Origin of the sequence: Terrimonas ferruginea DSM 30193, from assembly GCF_000425585.1 — a bacterium.
Classification (GTDB): domain Bacteria; phylum Bacteroidota; class Bacteroidia; order Chitinophagales; family Chitinophagaceae; genus Terrimonas; species Terrimonas ferruginea.
On the sequence record NZ_KE384400.1, the window covers coordinates 312,514 to 329,133 of the forward strand.

Here is a 16,620-nt window from a genome sequence, read left to right on the forward strand (position 1 = left end):
GGGAATATTTGATAAAACGGCCATTTATATAAAACTTTCTTCCACAAGGGCTCTGTTAATAAGCGCACCGGCCCTGGAGCCTGCACTCACGGCAAGGCTAACCGAACGCATTGGGTTACAATTGTCGCCAGCCGCATAAACTCCTTTTACGGTTGTTTCCTGGAAGTCATTTACCACCAGCATTCCCGTGTCGTCCAATTGGCAACCCAACTGTTCAGGAGCCGGACAATGTTGCCGCTTTGGTGCGTGTGTATACATTACTTCAAGTGGCAATACCTGCCCGTTGGCAAACTCTACGCCGTGTAATCGTCCGTTATCATGATGAAGACGTATTACTTTATCGTGGATAATGTCGATGCCGTGTTTGCGGATCAATCTCTCCTGTTCTGCATCCGGTTCGGGGCCGCCGTCGGTCAGCAGGATCAATTTTTTCGTCCATTGGAAAAGCAGGCGGCTCATTTCAAAAGCGGCAGGACCGGAAGCAAGAATACCTGTGAGGCGGCCTTTCACTTCATAGCCGTGGCAATAGGGGCAATGTAAAACGGATTTGCCCCAACAGGCCTCCAGCCCTTCCGGTTTGGAGAGCTCATCGTACACGCCGGTGGCAAATAAAATTTTGCCTGCGGCAAAATCTCCTTCATGCGTATTGACGATAAAATTTCCATTGACGCCGGTTACACTTGTTACGGTAGCATTTGTCCATGTAATAGTTGAATAAGCTGCTACCTGGCGGCGTGCTTCTTCGCGTAATTGAGCGGGTGGTACGCCATCGCCCAGCAAAAAATTATGGGAGAAAGGCGTGAAGCGGTTGCAGGGTTTTCCGTTATCGATAATACGTACGCTACGCAATGAGCGGCCGAGTGCCATGGCCGCGGAGAGACCGGCATAACTGCCGCCTATGATGATTACTTCGGAGTGGTCCATTGTAAGATTTTATAAATGCAACAATGATGCAAATATAGGAAATCTTATTAGGTTGGCACTACTCTTTTGCCTGTGCGTGTCTTGCGATATGGGGCACTCCGTTTTGTTGGTTCGTGTATACACGAACCAAGGGGAAAGTGGGAGCATGAGCATCGCCCCCGGTGCGTGTATTATGCACAGCACCGCGTCTTGCGATATAAGGCACTCCGCTTTGTTGGTTCGTGTATACACGAACCAAGGGCGGTGGGAACATGAGCATCCCCCGGTGCGTGTATTCACGCACCGCGTCTTGCGATATGAGGCACTCCGCTTTGTTGGTTCGTGTATACACGAACCAAGGGGGAAAGTGGGAGCATTCTCACTAACGCACCGGAATCGTGTCCGGCAATTTGCAACACCCCGTTTTTGTTGGTTCGTGTATACACGAACCAAGGGGGAAAGTGGGAGCATTCTCACTAACGCACCGGAATTCGGGTCTGGCAATTTGCAACACCCCGTTTTTTGTTGGTTCGTGTATACACGAACCAAGGAGGAAAGTGGGAGCATTCTCACTAACGCAGTGAATTCGTGTCCGGCAATTTGCAACACCCCGTTTTTTGTTGGTTCGTGAGGACCCGAACCCAGGCAACCTTACACCTTACACCCTACACCTTACTCCCTCAGCCTTTATAATCCAGCTTAATCTTATACCGGTATATCTTATCATTGATCAACTGCTCCATCTTAATCACTTCCCTGGTACGTTTACTGATCCAGAATTTTTCCTGGTTGCCTTTTTCCGTATGGGTCAGTACCCAGCAATCCACTTTCCAGTTGTCAAATGTTTCGAGTGTTTCCGAAGCGGCGACTGTATAATGCGCTTTGGTCAGTGGTGCAGCAGTGCCGGGGTCATAAAACGGAATTTCGAAGACGGCACCCTCGCGGAACGGCAGCAGCGGAAAGATTTCCAGGTCCAGGTGCCAGTTCAGGCAAAATGAGTCTTTTGCCGTAACAAAAGCATTCCAGCGCTTCTTGGTGATGGCGGCAGTGTCTTTCTGTGAAATCTCTTTTGCATTTTCCCGGATACGTTTCTGTAAAAAATCAACCTCTACCATTCCTGTATTTTTCCACCAGAACTGGTGTTGCAGCGGCTCCATGGTCGCCGCATCATTGCCAGACGAAGCCGTATGCAATACAGAGTCCTGGTCTTCCCAGGATTGATAGATATTTATTACAGGCCGGTTATTCAGCAACGTCCGGGTCACTTTTCTTGTCCATATGTGCTGATAAGATGAAGGTTTATCTTTATCCATTTTGATATAAACAAAGTAATGATTGACTCCCGGTTTCAGGGCGGCCGTTTCCAGCATTCCCCGGTTAACGCGGATAGTATCGCCGGCAGACACATTGGTTACAAAGCAGCCAATTGCCAAAACAAGCATCGCCATTGTCTTTTTCTTAAGCATGTTATTTTTTTACAAACCTGAATAAAAGCCCTGTACCGGTCAAGAAGAAAATGAAAATCAATTACCCTTGCTCAACATTATTAGTAGACCCAAATCTTGTTTTCGTAGACCTTTGATAGAGCGCGATGGTTCTTTGCATTGCAGAAAGCGGAAATCGCATAATTTACGAACGGCAAATTGTTTCCAATGAACGGCATCCTAAAAAAGTCCTGGTTCACAAGTATTCTGATCATTCTGTCCTACCTGGGATTCTGGGTGATCGTGCTGCAGTTTGCCGGTATGCAGAAGTTCTGGGATGGTTTCAAGTACTATCTCTGGCAGGTTCTTTATATCGGCGCCACCGGTTTTACATTGTATCATTTTGCTTTTCCCTTGCTCCGGCAACGACGCACTAAATGGCTTTTTCTTGTTGTGGTACTATCATCCCTGCTACTCATGACAGTTGGTTATATTGGCTGGATATGGCTGGGAGGTATGGTCAATATTTTACAGAACGATCCGCGCGATCTCCGCAGCGCCGATTTTATTGCCCGCACGCTTATCTTCGAAATTTTCAGCCTGGCTTACTTTGCGTCGATCCGTCTTTATATCGATTCCGTGCAACTGCGCCTTGCCCACAAACAACTCGAAGTAGAAAGAAAAATATCCGAACTTAATTACCTGAAGTCACAGACCAACCCGCATTTTCTTTTCAATACATTGAACAATATATATGCACTCTCACGCAAGAACTCCGAAAAAGCACCGCAAAGTCTCCTGAGATTGTCCACCCTGTTGCGGTATATGCTCTACGAAACAAGTGCGCACCGCATTCCCGTTCAAAAAGAAATTTCCATCATCGAAGATTATCTCCAACTCGAGAAACTCCGGTATGATGGCTCGCTTGAGCTGAACTTTACGCATGACCTGGAAAATAAAAATGCACTGATTCCCCCGCTGATTCTGCTGCCCCTGGTAGAAAATGCTTTTAAACATGGTGCGTCGGAAACACAGCATCGCCCTTTTGTTTACATCAACCTGAGCATAAAAGAGCAACACCTGTATTTTGTAGTAAAAAATTCTTATTCAACTGAGGAACTGCCACACTCCGGTTACCGTGGCATAGGGCTGCATAACCTGCAGCAACACCTGCGATTATTGTATACAGATTATTCACTCGATCTTAAACCGGGAACGGATTCTTTTAACGCCTCACTCATCATCAACCTTTCGTCACATGCAAGTTTATAATTGTATCATTATTGAAGACGAACCGCTTGCGGCGCAACTGCTACAGGAATACATTGCGCAAATACCGCAGTTACGGTATACCGGACATTACCGCACTGCTATGGAAGCATTGATTCCTTTGCAGGAACAAAAAACAGATATTCTTTTTCTTGATATCCATCTGCCCGGTATCAAGGGCTTCAATTTTCTGCGTACACTGCATCGCGCGCCGGCGGTGATTGTGACTACGGCTTATCATCAATACGCATTGGAAGGCTATGAGTTAAACGTAAGAGATTACCTGATCAAACCGGTATCATTTACCCGGTTCAGCCAGGCCGTCACCAAAGCCATCCCATCCTTATCAGGCTTACCTGTCAATACGGCCAAACTTCCTGAAAGCATTCTTTTGCCCGTAGACCGGAAAAAGATCCGGCTGGAACTCGACAAGATCCTTTATGTGGAAAGCAAACGTGAATATGTACAGGTTGTTACGACCGGCGGTGAATACATTTCCAAGATCACCACGATGGAAATGGAAGAGATGTTACCCCAGCCCATGTTTCAACGCGTACATCGTTCATTCATCGTATCAATGGACAAGATCACTGCTTTTTCCAAAACCAGGCTGGATCTCGGCGCTTATTCTATTCCCATCGGTAAGTCGTACCGGGCACGCATTACGCTCTGACACAGGAACGCTTAAAAATGCACCGTGAAAGATCTTTACCTTTAAGAAAAAAGATATGTGGTGGGTATACGCGATCTTATCGGCATTCTTTGCTTCGCTGACAGCCATCTTTGCCAAGCTGGGGGTTGCCAATATCAATAGTAACCTGGCAACAGGCATCCGGACCATCGTCATCCTGGTAATGGTATGGAGCATCATTGCGGTACGCGGCGAAGCAAAAGGCATCAGTCATTTATCCAAACACACTATTTTCTTCCTGGTGATCTCCGGGCTGGCTACGGGGCTGTCCTGGCTCTTTTATTTCAAAGCGCTGCAGACTGGCCCCGTATCGCAGGTAGCACCGGTGGATAAACTGAGTGTGGCACTCACCCTGTTGCTGGCATTCATTTTTCTGGGCGAGTCGTTTACCCTCAAAACCGCAGTGGGTGCGTGTTTGATTATTGCCGGCACGATGGTGCTGGTGATAAAATGAACAGCCAACAGCTATTTCTTTCCGGCATGAAATGCCCGGTTGATTCCGATCTGCCCATATAGTGGTAATGTAGGAGAATGTTTTAAATCCTGCTCCATCATTTTACCACCGCGGAGGTAAAACAACCAGCGACGACCCGCATGAAAGCCGGCCTGCACGCCATAATAAAAATTACCACCAGTCGCCATGTACCAGCCGTCTCTTGCCGCATAATTCTCGCGCATCTTTTCCGTGTGACGAAGCTGCGTCACAATCGCTTTATCAAACCCTGCTTCCGCCGCTGCAAACCACCTGCGTTTGTAATAACCGCCCGTAAGTGCCAGGTCGCTTCCAAAACCAACCATTCTTACCAGATCATTCTGGTATCGTCGCGTTACAAACTGCACTCGTGCCGAGAGAGCCCAGGGCCCTGTTCCGGTCACCCTGATCTGCCCGCCTGCCTTTACTTTCCAGTCGTCCATCTTTTTTTCCCCATAGGGAAAAGAACATTCGACACCCGTAATTACCGGACGTTTCAGCATCCGCGTTTTATATCCGTAAACAAAAGAGGATACCACGCCGAAATCCGCACCGAATGTGGTCCCCACGATATGCTGCTTTTCTTTGTTGCCTGCCGACCAGTTGTTTACCTGCGCGTGCATGGGTTGTGTGGTCAATAGAAAAATATAAACCGCCGTTATATATCTGATACAAGAAGTCGTTTGCATGTCATCGTGATTTAAAATAGGTGATCAATTTGGGCAGGGTAACAGTTGTCCACGCATTTGCATTGGTAACAATGCCGTCGTGTCCCACACCCGGAACTTTCGTTAATTCTTTGACAGGAAAAGCGGAAGAAACGTGTTGTGCCCAGCTATCTGTATATACTTTATTGAGTTCGCTGTAAAAAAACAATACGGGCTGCCGGTAACTGCCGATTCCTTCGGAAAAATCGATTTTATACTTCCCGCCCATATCAATCAGGGCGTTGAACACCACGGCTCCATTTCGCCAGAACGGCGCTACATACTCCGGACCTGTATTATCGTTACGCGTTGCGGTGAGTCCCATTTTATAATCCATCAGCTCATGATCTTTGGCTGTCAGGAATTGATCCAGTGCGGTAACATCGTTGAGTGTTTCGCTGAAAAATTTAAACGACCGCGATTCTTTGATATAGGTTTCCACGTCTGCCCATGTGAGTCCGCCGGGTTCCATCACTACCAGTCCGTTGACCAGGTTGGGATAGCGGCCGGTAAACCCGGTTGCCAGCATGCCGCCCCAGGAATGGCCCAGCAGGAAGACTTTCTGGTCAGGCTTGACGCGGTAATGGTCTATCACGGCTTTGAGTTCGTCGTACACCAGGTGGTTGACCACATCCCGCCCTTCGCGGATATAGGTATCCCGGCTGAAACGTTGTGAAAGGCCCGCACCCCGCTGGTCGTACAACACCACACGGAAGCCGTGATCCGCCAGATCTCTGAAAGGAAGCAGGTACCGGTAATCGGCGCCGGGGCCGCCGTGCAGGGCAACAACCAGCGGACTATCTACCGTACCAAAAGCTTCGGTGTGCAACAAGGCTCCGTGTATAAGGGCGGAAGGGAGCGATGAGTCTTCGTCAACAGTTTTCGGCACCAGGTTTCCATCTTCGTCCAGCGGGTAGGTTTTACATCCGGTGAAGACAGCCGCCGCGAGCAATATCAACAACATGCGGCCTGATCGACGGCACAATTTTTTTAGCATAAATAAAAATTTAGGCAGCAAAACTAACGGCTACTGTCCGCGCAGAGGGTGCATAAGATAGCATGAGACAATCAGGCAGTCGCCTGATAAACAGATGAGTATGTGGAATGAGACGTTGAGTATGAGGGATGAGACCCGCTTGAAATGTGTAAATGTGCCCGCCTGCGGCGGGGCCATGTGGAAATGTGTAAACTGCAAACCCGATTTCATTTACACATCTTCACATTTACACATTTTCACATTCTATCCCTCAGGTACTCCGTCGGTGTAAGACCCGTGTGTTTTTTGAAATTGCGATTGAAGGACGCTTTGGAATTGAAACCGCAATCGTAGGCTATGGACATAAATGTATACTGGTTGTTCGTTTCTTTGCGCACTTCGTCGAGGAAGGCGTCGATCCGGTAGCCGTTGATCAGGTCATAAAAACTTTTCCCGGTCTGCGAGTTGATGACTTTGGACAAGGTATTCGGGTGCATGCCTGCCAGACGCGCCAGATCGGCCAGCGTAAGTTCCGGATCGCGGTAGGGACGTTTTTCGTGAAGGATACATGTGAGCTGCGCAAAAAGACGGGCCAATTCCGGATCGGAGGTAATTACTTCATTAGCCACCGGTGGTATTACTGGTGTGGCCGTTGCTTCAACTGCCGGCTCCGGGTGACGGTAAGTGGCTCTCGTATAACTGAACACCTGTACCTGGCGCACACCGAAGTAAGCTATCCACAACAGGAAGATCGCCACCGATCCGTAGATCAGCATATCATCCTGCACAAACAAAACGATGATCCATACAACAGCCATTCCTATGATCAGGTAAAGCAGCCAATTGAAATTGATGCGTTCGGTATTGGAAAAATCGTGCTTGAGATTGCGGCGGAATTTCCGGAGTAATAAATAAGCCAGCGAAATATAAACGAGTCCGCTGATAAAAATACAGATCAGGTTGATAAGCAGCCGTGTTTCATAACCCCGGCCACTCTCCTGCACAATTGATACTTTTTCCCCGAAGGGAAAAAAATAAAAATCAAGGAATAGCAATTCGCAGATCAGCAGCGGTAAAAAATGCAGCAAATCTTTCCACCGGAACCGTCTCGACTGCGTCTGATAACGTACATACAAATACAAACATGGCCCCTGCGTCAGCGGAAGAGGAATACCAAACACCGTTAGATCGGGAAAATGCAGGTATTCATTTGTTTGCACGAGATAACGCGAAACAAGCAATACACTGATGAGCAGCAACCATATCACCAGGACATAATCAGCAGACGACTTTTCCCGCTTGGTAATAAGCAAAAAGGAAAGAAAAAAACCGATTGTAAACGCGGATGAATAAAGCCACTCCATTGGCAGCTAAACTACTTGATTTACCCGGAAAAAATTCAGTGGACTTACCTGTTCAGGTAAGAACGCCCCTTTATGAAGTGCGTTCTCCGTTCCCATTTATTCCATCTGCCCGGAAATTGTTTGACCCGGATGGTAAAGCCCTGCCGGTAAAGGTTTTCACGCCAGTTGCCATTCAACAGGAACGAATAATGAAAATGCAAATCGATCGTAAGCAGGGAAAACCCGAATGAAGGGCGCAGATAATGTTGCCCGTTGGTAAGCTGATAAAGATAGTCGGTGCGGGCGCTGAATGGCATAAAGAATAATGGCGGAAACTGGGCATACTCGCCAAATAGTTTGATAGATTGGTGCACTTTCCCCCGTACCGGCGTGGCGCTGTATCCTAATCCCCAACTCTTCACACGTACCATCACCAGGCCGCGGCCATGATCCCAACTGACACCACGTGCGCGTCCGAAACTCAATCCATACTCGGTTTTGCGGGCAAAATTGACCTCCTCGCCAATGTAAAAAGAGTTGCCCCAGAATTTGCTGTGTGTTGGCCGTTTAATATGCCAGTAAGTACTATCCGCCGTCCACAAGCTGTCGCGTTGCGCCAGGCAGACACCGGTATTTAACAACAACAGTAATAAAAAAAGGCGCATAAGGAATTAATTATTCTAACGAAAACGAGATGTGCCCAGGAACTGCTTCCGTTCCCAGTTTTTCATACCGATGAATTGTTTCAGCCGGATGGAAATTCCATGCCGGTAAAGATTTTCCTGGCGGGACTGATTGAGCAGGAAGGAATAATTGTAGGCCACATCCACAAATACAAAAGTCAGCCCGACGGAAGGTCGCAGGTAATGCTGCCCGTCGCTCATCTGATAAATATATTCTCCACGCAATAAAAAATCACCGACGAAAAAGGTAGGAACAAATCCAAACTCCCAGAAGCCTTTGATACTCTGACGCATGGTTTTATGCGCCACGTCGGTCAGTGCATAGTTGACACCCCAGCTTCTCATTGTCATGAAGAAAAATCCCTGCGCGGCAATTGCGTTTAGTCCTTTTGTACGCCCAAGTCCGAGCTCAAACTCTTTGTTGCGCGCAAAATTTACACCCTGTGAAAGATAAGTGGAATTGCCCCATAATTTATGTTTAACGGGATTGATCACCTGCCAGTTGCCGCTGATTATCGTATCTCTTTGCTGAGCGTGTGCGCACACAGCGGTTAAAAGCAGCATTGCAAGAAGAAGAGCTTTCATTGGCTTGAGTTTAGGGTGAATGCGGCAATAGACGACTGGATCGGCTGGCTGAGGCCCCCTAAGCCGTCAATCGTGAATCGTCAATCGTTAGTAAAACAGGTATGGCTCGTTCCCTGAGGCCGATACTTCGGCCCTCGAAAGGGCTTGGCTGTTTTACTTATAACTTATTACTTAAAACTTACAACTCAAATGTACCCAACTGCTCCAATAAAAAAAGAAGTCCTCCGTGAAGACTTCTTTTTTGTCTGCGAACCCGCAAAATATCACTGCTTCCAGAATTCCACATCGTCCATGCTGCAATAAGTAGCGTTGCCGGCCGTTTGCAAGCCGATCGTGCATTGCCCGTTCGTTACATTGATATTTGTAATTTTCACTTTCTTCCATCCGGGACTTACCGTGATGTTTTGATTGATCTGTGTGCCACCATAATCTTTTGCGAATAGATAATTGCTCACCATCGCAGCAGGGCTCACCACCCAGGCCTGGAAAGTATAAAGTCCGTTCGTAAGGCCTGTGATGGTCTGACTGGTACTGACATTATAAGCGCTGCTCTTCCAGTGTGTCAACCGGAATGCACCGGTATGCGGATTGGTCTCTGTGTAATTTGCATCGGGATTGCTGCCGCCGGTTACCCAACCGGTGGCACTTGTTACGGCAACCGTATCCAGTTCGAAACCCGGATTGTTTATATACGCAAACCCATCCATGCCTACGGTCGGGCGTTTCAGCGTGGCATGAAAAATACTCCGGTTGGTTGGCGGGTGATCATAAGCTTCAGGCTCCCAGTAGTACACCCCCAAACCGCGATTACCGGGCAGACTGCTGACATTATCGATCAGGGTCTCGATCATCGTGCGCGCAGTTTTCGGATCAGCTTGAAAATAACCGCACTCCGCTACCATTACCTCTTTGTTATATACCGCCACCAGGTCCTGCAGATTTGCGTGGGTGTTGCTCATCACCGCAGCATAATTGACCGTAGGATAAACAGACACCGCCACTACATCAAACGTAGCACCGTTGCTGATCAGGCCATCCAGTACATACTTGCAGTTCGTATTATCATTTCCTTTGGAAAAATGGACGATTACTTTTATCGCAGCATTAAATGTCTTCACCGCGTCATATCCCGCTTTGTACAATGCCGCAAAATTCGCCATGTTGCCCGCTGTTATGCTACCCATCGGCCACAACATACCGTAGTCTACTTCATTGCCTACCTGCACAAAGTCGGGCGTCACTCCTGCCGTTGCCAGCGCATTCAGACAAGCGGTAGTATGAGAAGCTACGGCAGCTTTCATTTGTGTAAGATTGTAGCTGGTCCAGGCGGCAGGAATATTTTGTTTTTTAGGATCGGCCCAGCTATCACTGTAATGAAAATCGATCATGAGATTCATGCCGGCATTTTTTGCCCTGACGGCCTTGGTCACAACATCGGCTATACCGTTGTAAAAATCAGGACCGGCAGGGTTTACCCATACCCGTAAACGAATGGCGTTGATATTTCTTTCTTTGAGGATCGTATACAGATCCTGTTGATCTGTGGTGTTGTAAAAGAGATCACCGTCGTCTTCCATTTCCGTAAGGAAACCGATATCGGCGCCCCGGAGAAAAGTATAAGCGTTGGTACGTGCATCGATCGTTGCATCACTTTCCGTTTGGAGGACAGGCTCATTTGCAACCGGTTTACGGCACGCGGTCATGAGCAGGATTCCGGCAATAAGAATCCCCGGGCGGCCGAAGCCGCCAATGGCAAGCACTTTCATGGTTGTGTATTTTAAGGATGAATGATCAGTCCTTTACCATTGATCCAGACTTTTCAGGTCCGATCTCCGGATGGTGATCCCTTCGCCGGGAACCAGCATAACATTATAAGCCAATTTTGTGTTGGCAGGCACGGTCACTTCAAATCCGATCAGTGTGGTACCCGGATTGACCGCGTCATAACTCCGTGGCGGGTCGGTACGCCAGGTAGTGAGTTTTACATCGGGAATGCCTATAACACTCAAAATCATTTTCTGTCCTTTCGACGTCAGTTGCGCCTGGTTGCCATCAACCAGTGAAACGGTTGCCGGCGTGAGCATGGCCCAGCGGATCACACAAATGCTGTCACCGGTTTGCAATTCGTCGCGCACATTCACATACTGACCATTGGTGATGGCAATGCCGCGTTGTGCGCTGGCAAGATCCCCGGCATAAGCAGCCGACAGATCGAGCACGGCGCGCATATTGAGCGAATCGTCGGAGAACTTTATCAGTGGTGCATCGGCTTTCACTTGCTGCAGATGATTATTAACCGTCAAGGTGCTGTGTGCATAGTTGGTATAACGAAATACCTGCCAGCGTTCCGAGTGCTGCGACATATCCCAGATGCTGAGCCCGGCCGACTCAAGCGAATTGTACTGCTGCATGCCGAGATCGGCGGACCAGCGCACACCATTGGCATCCATCACGAAAGATCCGGCGTCCATGTGCCCGTGACTAACGGATGGTGTGCCGCCTTTGAAGCCGACATAGATGCCCTGGTTCTTTTGCCACCCCGACCGCATCATCACTACCTGGTTATCTGATTTACCCGACCATGTTTTTGCTTTGGGCGATGTGATGTTGTCTGCGCTGATTCCATTTGCCCATATCAAAGCGGCAGGCAACAACCGGTTGGTGCGTGCATTGAATTTCGATTCCTGCAGGTATTGCTTCTCGATATATAAAAGCGACGGATCTTTTTGCCGGTCGGCAAACCAGAACATCGCGGGTTGCAAACCTTCAAGGCCGCCCGCATCGGAATAGTTAAACGGCAATCCGCTCTGGCTGATCAGGTGTTGATAAAAGGCAGCGGATTCCAGGAAGCCCGGTTTTTCCGCCAATCCGAAATCCGTTCCGAATATCTTTTCAAGGGCACTGATAAAAAACACATTGAACGATGTACCGTAGCCCCAATAGCTATAGCCTTCCTTATAGTTACCGGCAGGTGCATATTCCGCCATGGGTTTTTCGATACTGGCCAATGCGCGGAGCAACAACTCCTGCGATAACTGCGGCTGCTCTTCGTACACGGCCAATGCACCATAAGTAATGCCCGCATTGCACACCTGGTTCCAGTTGTTATTTCCCCGCAACCATCCATTGTATTTTGAATTTTGTGACGGCAGCAATCCTTTTTCAATAATGGCTTTTTTGATCACTGCTTTTGACTTTTCCGGCAAATCGTTATACAACCAATCATACCCGATGGAAACGGCCAGGGTCATTTCCGCTACATCCAGGAAATGATCCGGGTTCCAGTCGCGGAAATTGCAAACGGCGAGCAACTCTTCTTCGCAGCGGGAAACATATTTCTTTTTACCGGTGGTACGCGCAGCATAAGACAGAAAAAAAATACGACGGATGCTTTCACGGGACACCTGTAATAAACGACGCCCGATCATATCGCGCTGCAACGGATATTTCTGTAATATCGAATCGCTTTCGCGGATGATTTCATCGTGTACTTTTTTCCAGTTGGCATCCGTTTTCACAAGTATTCTGATACTTTCTTCTTCGCCTTTGAGCAACAGCAACCGCGGATGCGCCGGTATTTTTTCCCAATCCGGTGCAACAGCCTGCGCGTTTACCGCAGCAGCGAACAACAGCAGCAGGCATATGCCTGACAAAAATTTCCGCATCTGAGTTCTTTTAATGATATTGATCAGTTCAGTTTTTTACCGTCCAGGAGATTTTTATACCGGTTCAGTGCTTCAACGTAATAGTAATCTGCATATACCAGCGGCACATCGATCTCGGAACCGTGTGCGATGCTACCCACACTGTGTTTCAGTAAAAATCCACCATTGCCGCCCAGGGACGCACGATACACATCCGAGCCCAATGCATGCAGTATTTTAACCGCCACATCTTTGTATACCTTCCCGCGCTCGCCGGCAAACGTACTCAGCTCCAGCAATGCCGAAGCCGTTATAGCCGCTGCCGATACATCACGATAGTTGGCAGGTGTCATCGGCGCTTTGGAACGTGCGCCCGGTGTATAGCCGTTTTGATTGGCATTAAAATCCCAATAGCAAACTTTATCGGAGGGCAAATCCGGATGATTCACATAGTAGTCGGCCATTTTGATAGCGGTGTTCAGGAACTTTTTGTCTCTTGTTTCCCGATAAGTCATGGTGAAACCATAGATACCCCAGGCCTGTCCTCTCGACCAGGTAGAGTTGTTTGCGTAACCCTGCGCCGTTTCGCGCGCCAGAACCTTCCCTGTTTGTTCGTCATAACATACCACATGATAACAACTGCCATCGGCGCGGAGCTGGTTCTTCATCACATTTTCCGCATGCGTAACGGCAATTTTTCGCAGGCGTAGATCATTGGATGCATTCGCAGCAAAAAATAATAATTCCAGGTTCATCATGTTGTCGATGATCACCGGGTAATCGTATTTATTTTTTCCATCCCAGGAGCCAAACTTATTCCAGGAGCGAATGCTGCCGGTCTTTTCACTGAATCGTGTGCTCAGCGAATGCGCGGATTGTATCAGCAGTGATTTATAGCTTTCATCTTTTGTCAGGCGATAAGCATTGCCGTAGCTGCAATACATCATAAAACCGAGATCGTGATGTTGGGTAAATGTCTTCAGTGATTCCAGTTTTGCCGTCCAGGCAAGCGCCTGCCGGCGAATGGAATCGCTGCCTGTTGCCTGGTAGATATACCACAGGGTTCCCGGAAAAAAACCGGAGGTCCATTCGTATTTATTGCTCAGCTTCAGTTGTCCCTTATCGTCTGTGGTACGGGGAAAAAGTGTATCGGTCTTATTGGCTTCGGAAAGCATGTTCCAGGTTTGCGCCTGCGCAAAGGCAAAGTTTTCCTGCAAAAACTGGCGGTCGTCGTACCGGATAAAAGATACGGACACGAGCAAAAGCAACAACACGGCAAAACGATATTTCATTGTTACGGTTTTAAAAATGTTCTTATTGAACGGAGAGGTTTAATGTATAACTCGTGAAGCTGCTTTCTTCGCTGCTGACGCGTCCGCCGGAGAAAGTAGCTTTATAATTCCCCGCTGTATTGTAGCGGTAATAAAAATTCAGATCGGCGATGCTCTGCGATCCGGATTTGATCACCTGCCCGATATCCGGCGTTACTTTCCGGAGATTAACAGGACCTATAAACAACCAGGCCTCTGCCGGAGCTGTTGCCGCGCCGGCCGTAGTGGCTCCGGTGATCATCAGGTTAGCCGTACTCACCGACCAATTGAAATTATTCTGCAGTGTGTAGGCGGCAAAACCCGGGCTGTAGGTCGTTACCCCATAATTGGTATACGGTGAATTGGAAGTATTCATGTTGCCAAGCACATAGCTGGTACCATCGTCGAGTACATTGCGGATAGTGAAGTTAGTAATTGTCCAGCGTGGTTGAATACTCCCGGCTGCCGCCACATATTTGAAGGCAAAATAAACAGGAACGCCTGCAGCGGCAAAATCCGAGAGATCAATATTTCCCGAAGGGATGGCAGTAGTGCCAGTGGAAGCCAGGGTGGCACGCGAAGTAATATCTGTCCACACCGCTGCCGCTATATTTGATTTGGTAGAAGGTGTGTCGCCTCTTACCACGCCCTTGAAATCACCGGAGATCATCAACTGCAACGTATTGGACTGCGTGCCATTGGCACGAACCGTGCTGAAGTTCACCACCGGCTGCCCCTGTGCTTCCACACGGTTGCGGTAAGCAAATCTTCTGCCCGGCTCTCCGGAATAAAAAGTAATGATATCGGGGTTTCCGGTAAAACTGAAACGCGCGGTATCGCCTGCGTTGAGGTTCAGCCTTTCGGCGCTCACCGAAAATTCGGCGGTGCCGTTGCTGAAAGGTTTGCTACAGGAACAGGCCATAGCGATCAGCAAAAAGAAGAATAGATACTTCTGCATGGGTAATGTATTAGTTTACCGGACTTACCATCCGGGATTTTGGGTAATGGCTTTGTTGATGTTGATCTCGAGCGCCGGTATTGGCAACAATGTATAACGCGGCGATGAAGCGGCGGTCGTATACCCCAGGATCCAGCGGCTCTTGTTGGTCACTGTTGCATTCGATGCGTTGATCTCGGTGACCATGGCATCCATCGTTTGTTTGAACAATCCCCAGCGGATCAGGTCGGGACGGCGCAATGCTTCAAAACACAGCTCACGGGCACGCTCGTCATAAACCTGCTGGCGAAAAGCTGTTTGCGACAATCCCGCAGGAAGGTCTGCCGTTGCATTGGGCTGATCAACCGGCAGGCCGTATCCTCTTCTTCTTACGCGGTTGATGGCATCGTATGCTTCGGCAGTGGCGCCATTCACCTCATTCTCCGCTTCTGCAAGCATTAATAGCACATCACTGTATCGCAGGATCGGAAAGTTTGTTCCGGTTTTATACTGTTGTTTCGGAAAAGAAGACGGCTCTGTGTATCTTCTCCATTTTCCACTCTCGCGCCCGATGATATTAGTAGCTGCATAATACACACGTGTGGCGGTGGTTGCCGTGCTCGTATAAGAGAAGGGCGCAATGGACCAATCGCGGCGGAGATCACCGGCTTTATAAAGATTATACAATTTGATCGTGGTGCGGATATTACCGGATGCAAATCCTGTATCGAGGTTCTGGCAGGCGATCTGGTAAGTTCCTAACCTGCCGCCTTCATTGAACGCCGTGTTTTGCGCATTCATATAAAAATCCGCTTCCCACATACTTTCTTTTACATCATAGATGTCGCGGCTCTGATTCACGAATACCTGTCCGTAGCCCGAGTTATTGGTCACTGTTGCATCAAAGGCCGTAATGAGACCATGCTCTCCGCTGTTCCTCACTTTCTGCGCCCAGCTCAATGCTTCTGCATATTTCGATTGATCCTGCAACGGATAACCGGCCATGTACAAACAAACTCTTGCAAGCATTCCCTGTACAGTCGTTTGAGATATCCGGCTGGCATGCCCGATCACGGTGGCTTTCGCTACTTTGGTTTCTGCCGCTTTCATATCAATCAATACCTGCTCGTATACTTTGCGCGCAGAGTCTTTTGGTATGTTTACCGAATTGATATCGGAAGTAGGGGTAAGCTTCAGCGGCACACCGCCATAATTGCTTACCAGGAGAAAATGATAGAACCCGCGCAGGAACAGTGCCTCACCCAATATAATCTGGCGGCGCTGCTCATCCATCACCGGTCTGTTGATGTTGGCGATAAGCAGGTTGGCGCGTTCGATGCCGATATAACATTGCTCCCACAATCCGCTTACAAAAGGATTGGTATAATCAAATTGATAAAACATCGGCGCAGAAAACGAATTCGCGGTATTCGGATAAAACGATTCATCATTGCAGATGCCAAACTGGAACCAGAGCCCGCTCGCATACAGATAATCGCTGCCGAGCGGATCATACGTACCCGCAAGCGCAAAGTTCAGGTCCTGTTCGCTATTGTAATAATTACCCGGCTGAATAAAATCGGTTGGCTCTTTGTCGAGAATCTTGTTACAAGATACCGACAACAATATCACCGGTAGTAGTAGCAGTAGCAATACTTTCATATATGACCAATTTT

General features: G+C 48.3%; 14 protein-coding genes and 1 pseudogene. 3 read left to right on the forward strand and 12 right to left on the reverse strand.

Annotation, left to right across the window (positions count from 1 at the left end; all coding sequences use genetic code 11):
- Positions 1-24 precede the first annotated feature (24 nt).
- Both H608_RS0117695 and H608_RS0117700 read right to left on the reverse strand, forming a co-directional pair.
- Entirely contained in the window at positions 25-924 is a 900-nt protein-coding gene (locus H608_RS0117695; RefSeq protein WP_028788855.1) for an NAD(P)/FAD-dependent oxidoreductase, read from the reverse strand.
- A 659-nt stretch (positions 925-1,583) separates the two neighbouring features.
- Entirely contained in the window at positions 1,584-2,369 is a 786-nt protein-coding gene (locus tag H608_RS0117700) for a DUF3108 domain-containing protein (RefSeq protein WP_155990234.1), read from the reverse strand.
- A 186-nt stretch (positions 2,370-2,555) separates the two neighbouring features.
- On the opposite strand from H608_RS0117700, the gene H608_RS22855 reads away from it, so the two are divergent.
- The 3 genes from H608_RS22855 to H608_RS0117715 are packed head-to-tail and all read left to right on the forward strand — an operon-like array spanning position 2,556 to position 4,741.
- Positions 2,556-3,599 (forward strand): sensor histidine kinase, encoded by a 1,044-nt coding sequence (locus H608_RS22855; RefSeq protein WP_051268429.1) that lies wholly within the window; start codon positions 2,556-2,558, stop codon positions 3,597-3,599.
- Complete coding sequence (locus tag H608_RS0117710; protein WP_028788857.1) at positions 3,586-4,269, forward strand: LytR/AlgR family response regulator transcription factor; 684 nt, start codon at positions 3,586-3,588, stop codon at positions 4,267-4,269. The genes H608_RS22855 and H608_RS0117710 overlap by 14 nt, the downstream gene beginning before the upstream one ends.
- Before the next feature lie 55 nt (positions 4,270-4,324).
- The gene (locus H608_RS0117715; RefSeq protein ID WP_028788858.1) at positions 4,325-4,741 is read left to right on the forward strand and encodes an EamA family transporter; all 417 of its coding nucleotides are present in this window, start codon (positions 4,325-4,327) and stop codon (positions 4,739-4,741) included.
- Between the two features lie 11 nt (positions 4,742-4,752).
- Here H608_RS0117715 and H608_RS0117720 read toward each other — a convergent pair whose 3' ends face one another.
- The 10 genes and pseudogenes from H608_RS0117720 to H608_RS0117765 form a co-directional block, all read right to left on the reverse strand.
- Positions 4,753-5,448 carry a hypothetical protein gene (locus tag H608_RS0117720; RefSeq protein WP_155990235.1) on the reverse strand — a complete coding sequence of 232 codons (696 nt, stop codon included), beginning with the start codon at positions 5,446-5,448 and terminating at the stop codon, positions 4,753-4,755.
- Between the two features lies 1 nt (position 5,449).
- Positions 5,450-6,463: an alpha/beta hydrolase gene (locus H608_RS22860; protein ID WP_081658941.1), complete on the reverse strand. Its 1,014-nt coding sequence runs from the start codon at positions 6,461-6,463 to the stop codon at positions 5,450-5,452.
- Between the two features lie 236 nt (positions 6,464-6,699).
- A complete protein-coding gene (locus H608_RS0117730) occupies positions 6,700-7,755 on the reverse strand; it encodes a helix-turn-helix domain-containing protein (RefSeq protein ID WP_162142896.1) in 1,056 nt (351 codons plus the stop codon).
- A 95-nt stretch (positions 7,756-7,850) separates the two neighbouring features.
- A complete protein-coding gene (locus H608_RS0117735) occupies positions 7,851-8,450 on the reverse strand; it encodes a hypothetical protein (RefSeq protein WP_028788861.1) in 600 nt (199 codons plus the stop codon).
- A 15-nt stretch (positions 8,451-8,465) separates the two neighbouring features.
- The gene (locus tag H608_RS0117740; RefSeq protein ID WP_028788862.1) at positions 8,466-9,053 is read right to left on the reverse strand and encodes a hypothetical protein; all 588 of its coding nucleotides are present in this window, start codon (positions 9,051-9,053) and stop codon (positions 8,466-8,468) included.
- A gap of 776 nt (positions 9,054-9,829) precedes the next feature.
- Positions 9,830-10,819 (reverse strand): annotated as a pseudogene (locus tag H608_RS23825) (glycosyl hydrolase 53 family protein); the annotation flags it as partial.
- Between the two features lie 33 nt (positions 10,820-10,852).
- Positions 10,853-12,718: a heparinase II/III domain-containing protein gene (locus H608_RS0117750; RefSeq protein ID WP_028788863.1), complete on the reverse strand. Its 1,866-nt coding sequence runs from the start codon at positions 12,716-12,718 to the stop codon at positions 10,853-10,855.
- A gap of 23 nt (positions 12,719-12,741) precedes the next feature.
- Complete coding sequence (locus tag H608_RS0117755; protein WP_028788864.1) at positions 12,742-13,989, reverse strand: glycoside hydrolase family 88 protein; 1,248 nt, start codon at positions 13,987-13,989, stop codon at positions 12,742-12,744.
- Positions 13,990-14,011: 22 nt separating this feature from the next.
- The gene (locus H608_RS0117760; RefSeq protein WP_081658942.1) at positions 14,012-14,965 is read right to left on the reverse strand and encodes a DUF5017 domain-containing protein; all 954 of its coding nucleotides are present in this window, start codon (positions 14,963-14,965) and stop codon (positions 14,012-14,014) included.
- 24 nt (positions 14,966-14,989) lie between these two features.
- Positions 14,990-16,606 (reverse strand): RagB/SusD family nutrient uptake outer membrane protein, encoded by a 1,617-nt coding sequence (locus H608_RS0117765; RefSeq protein WP_028788866.1) that lies wholly within the window; start codon positions 16,604-16,606, stop codon positions 14,990-14,992.
- Positions 16,607-16,620 lie beyond the last annotated feature (14 nt).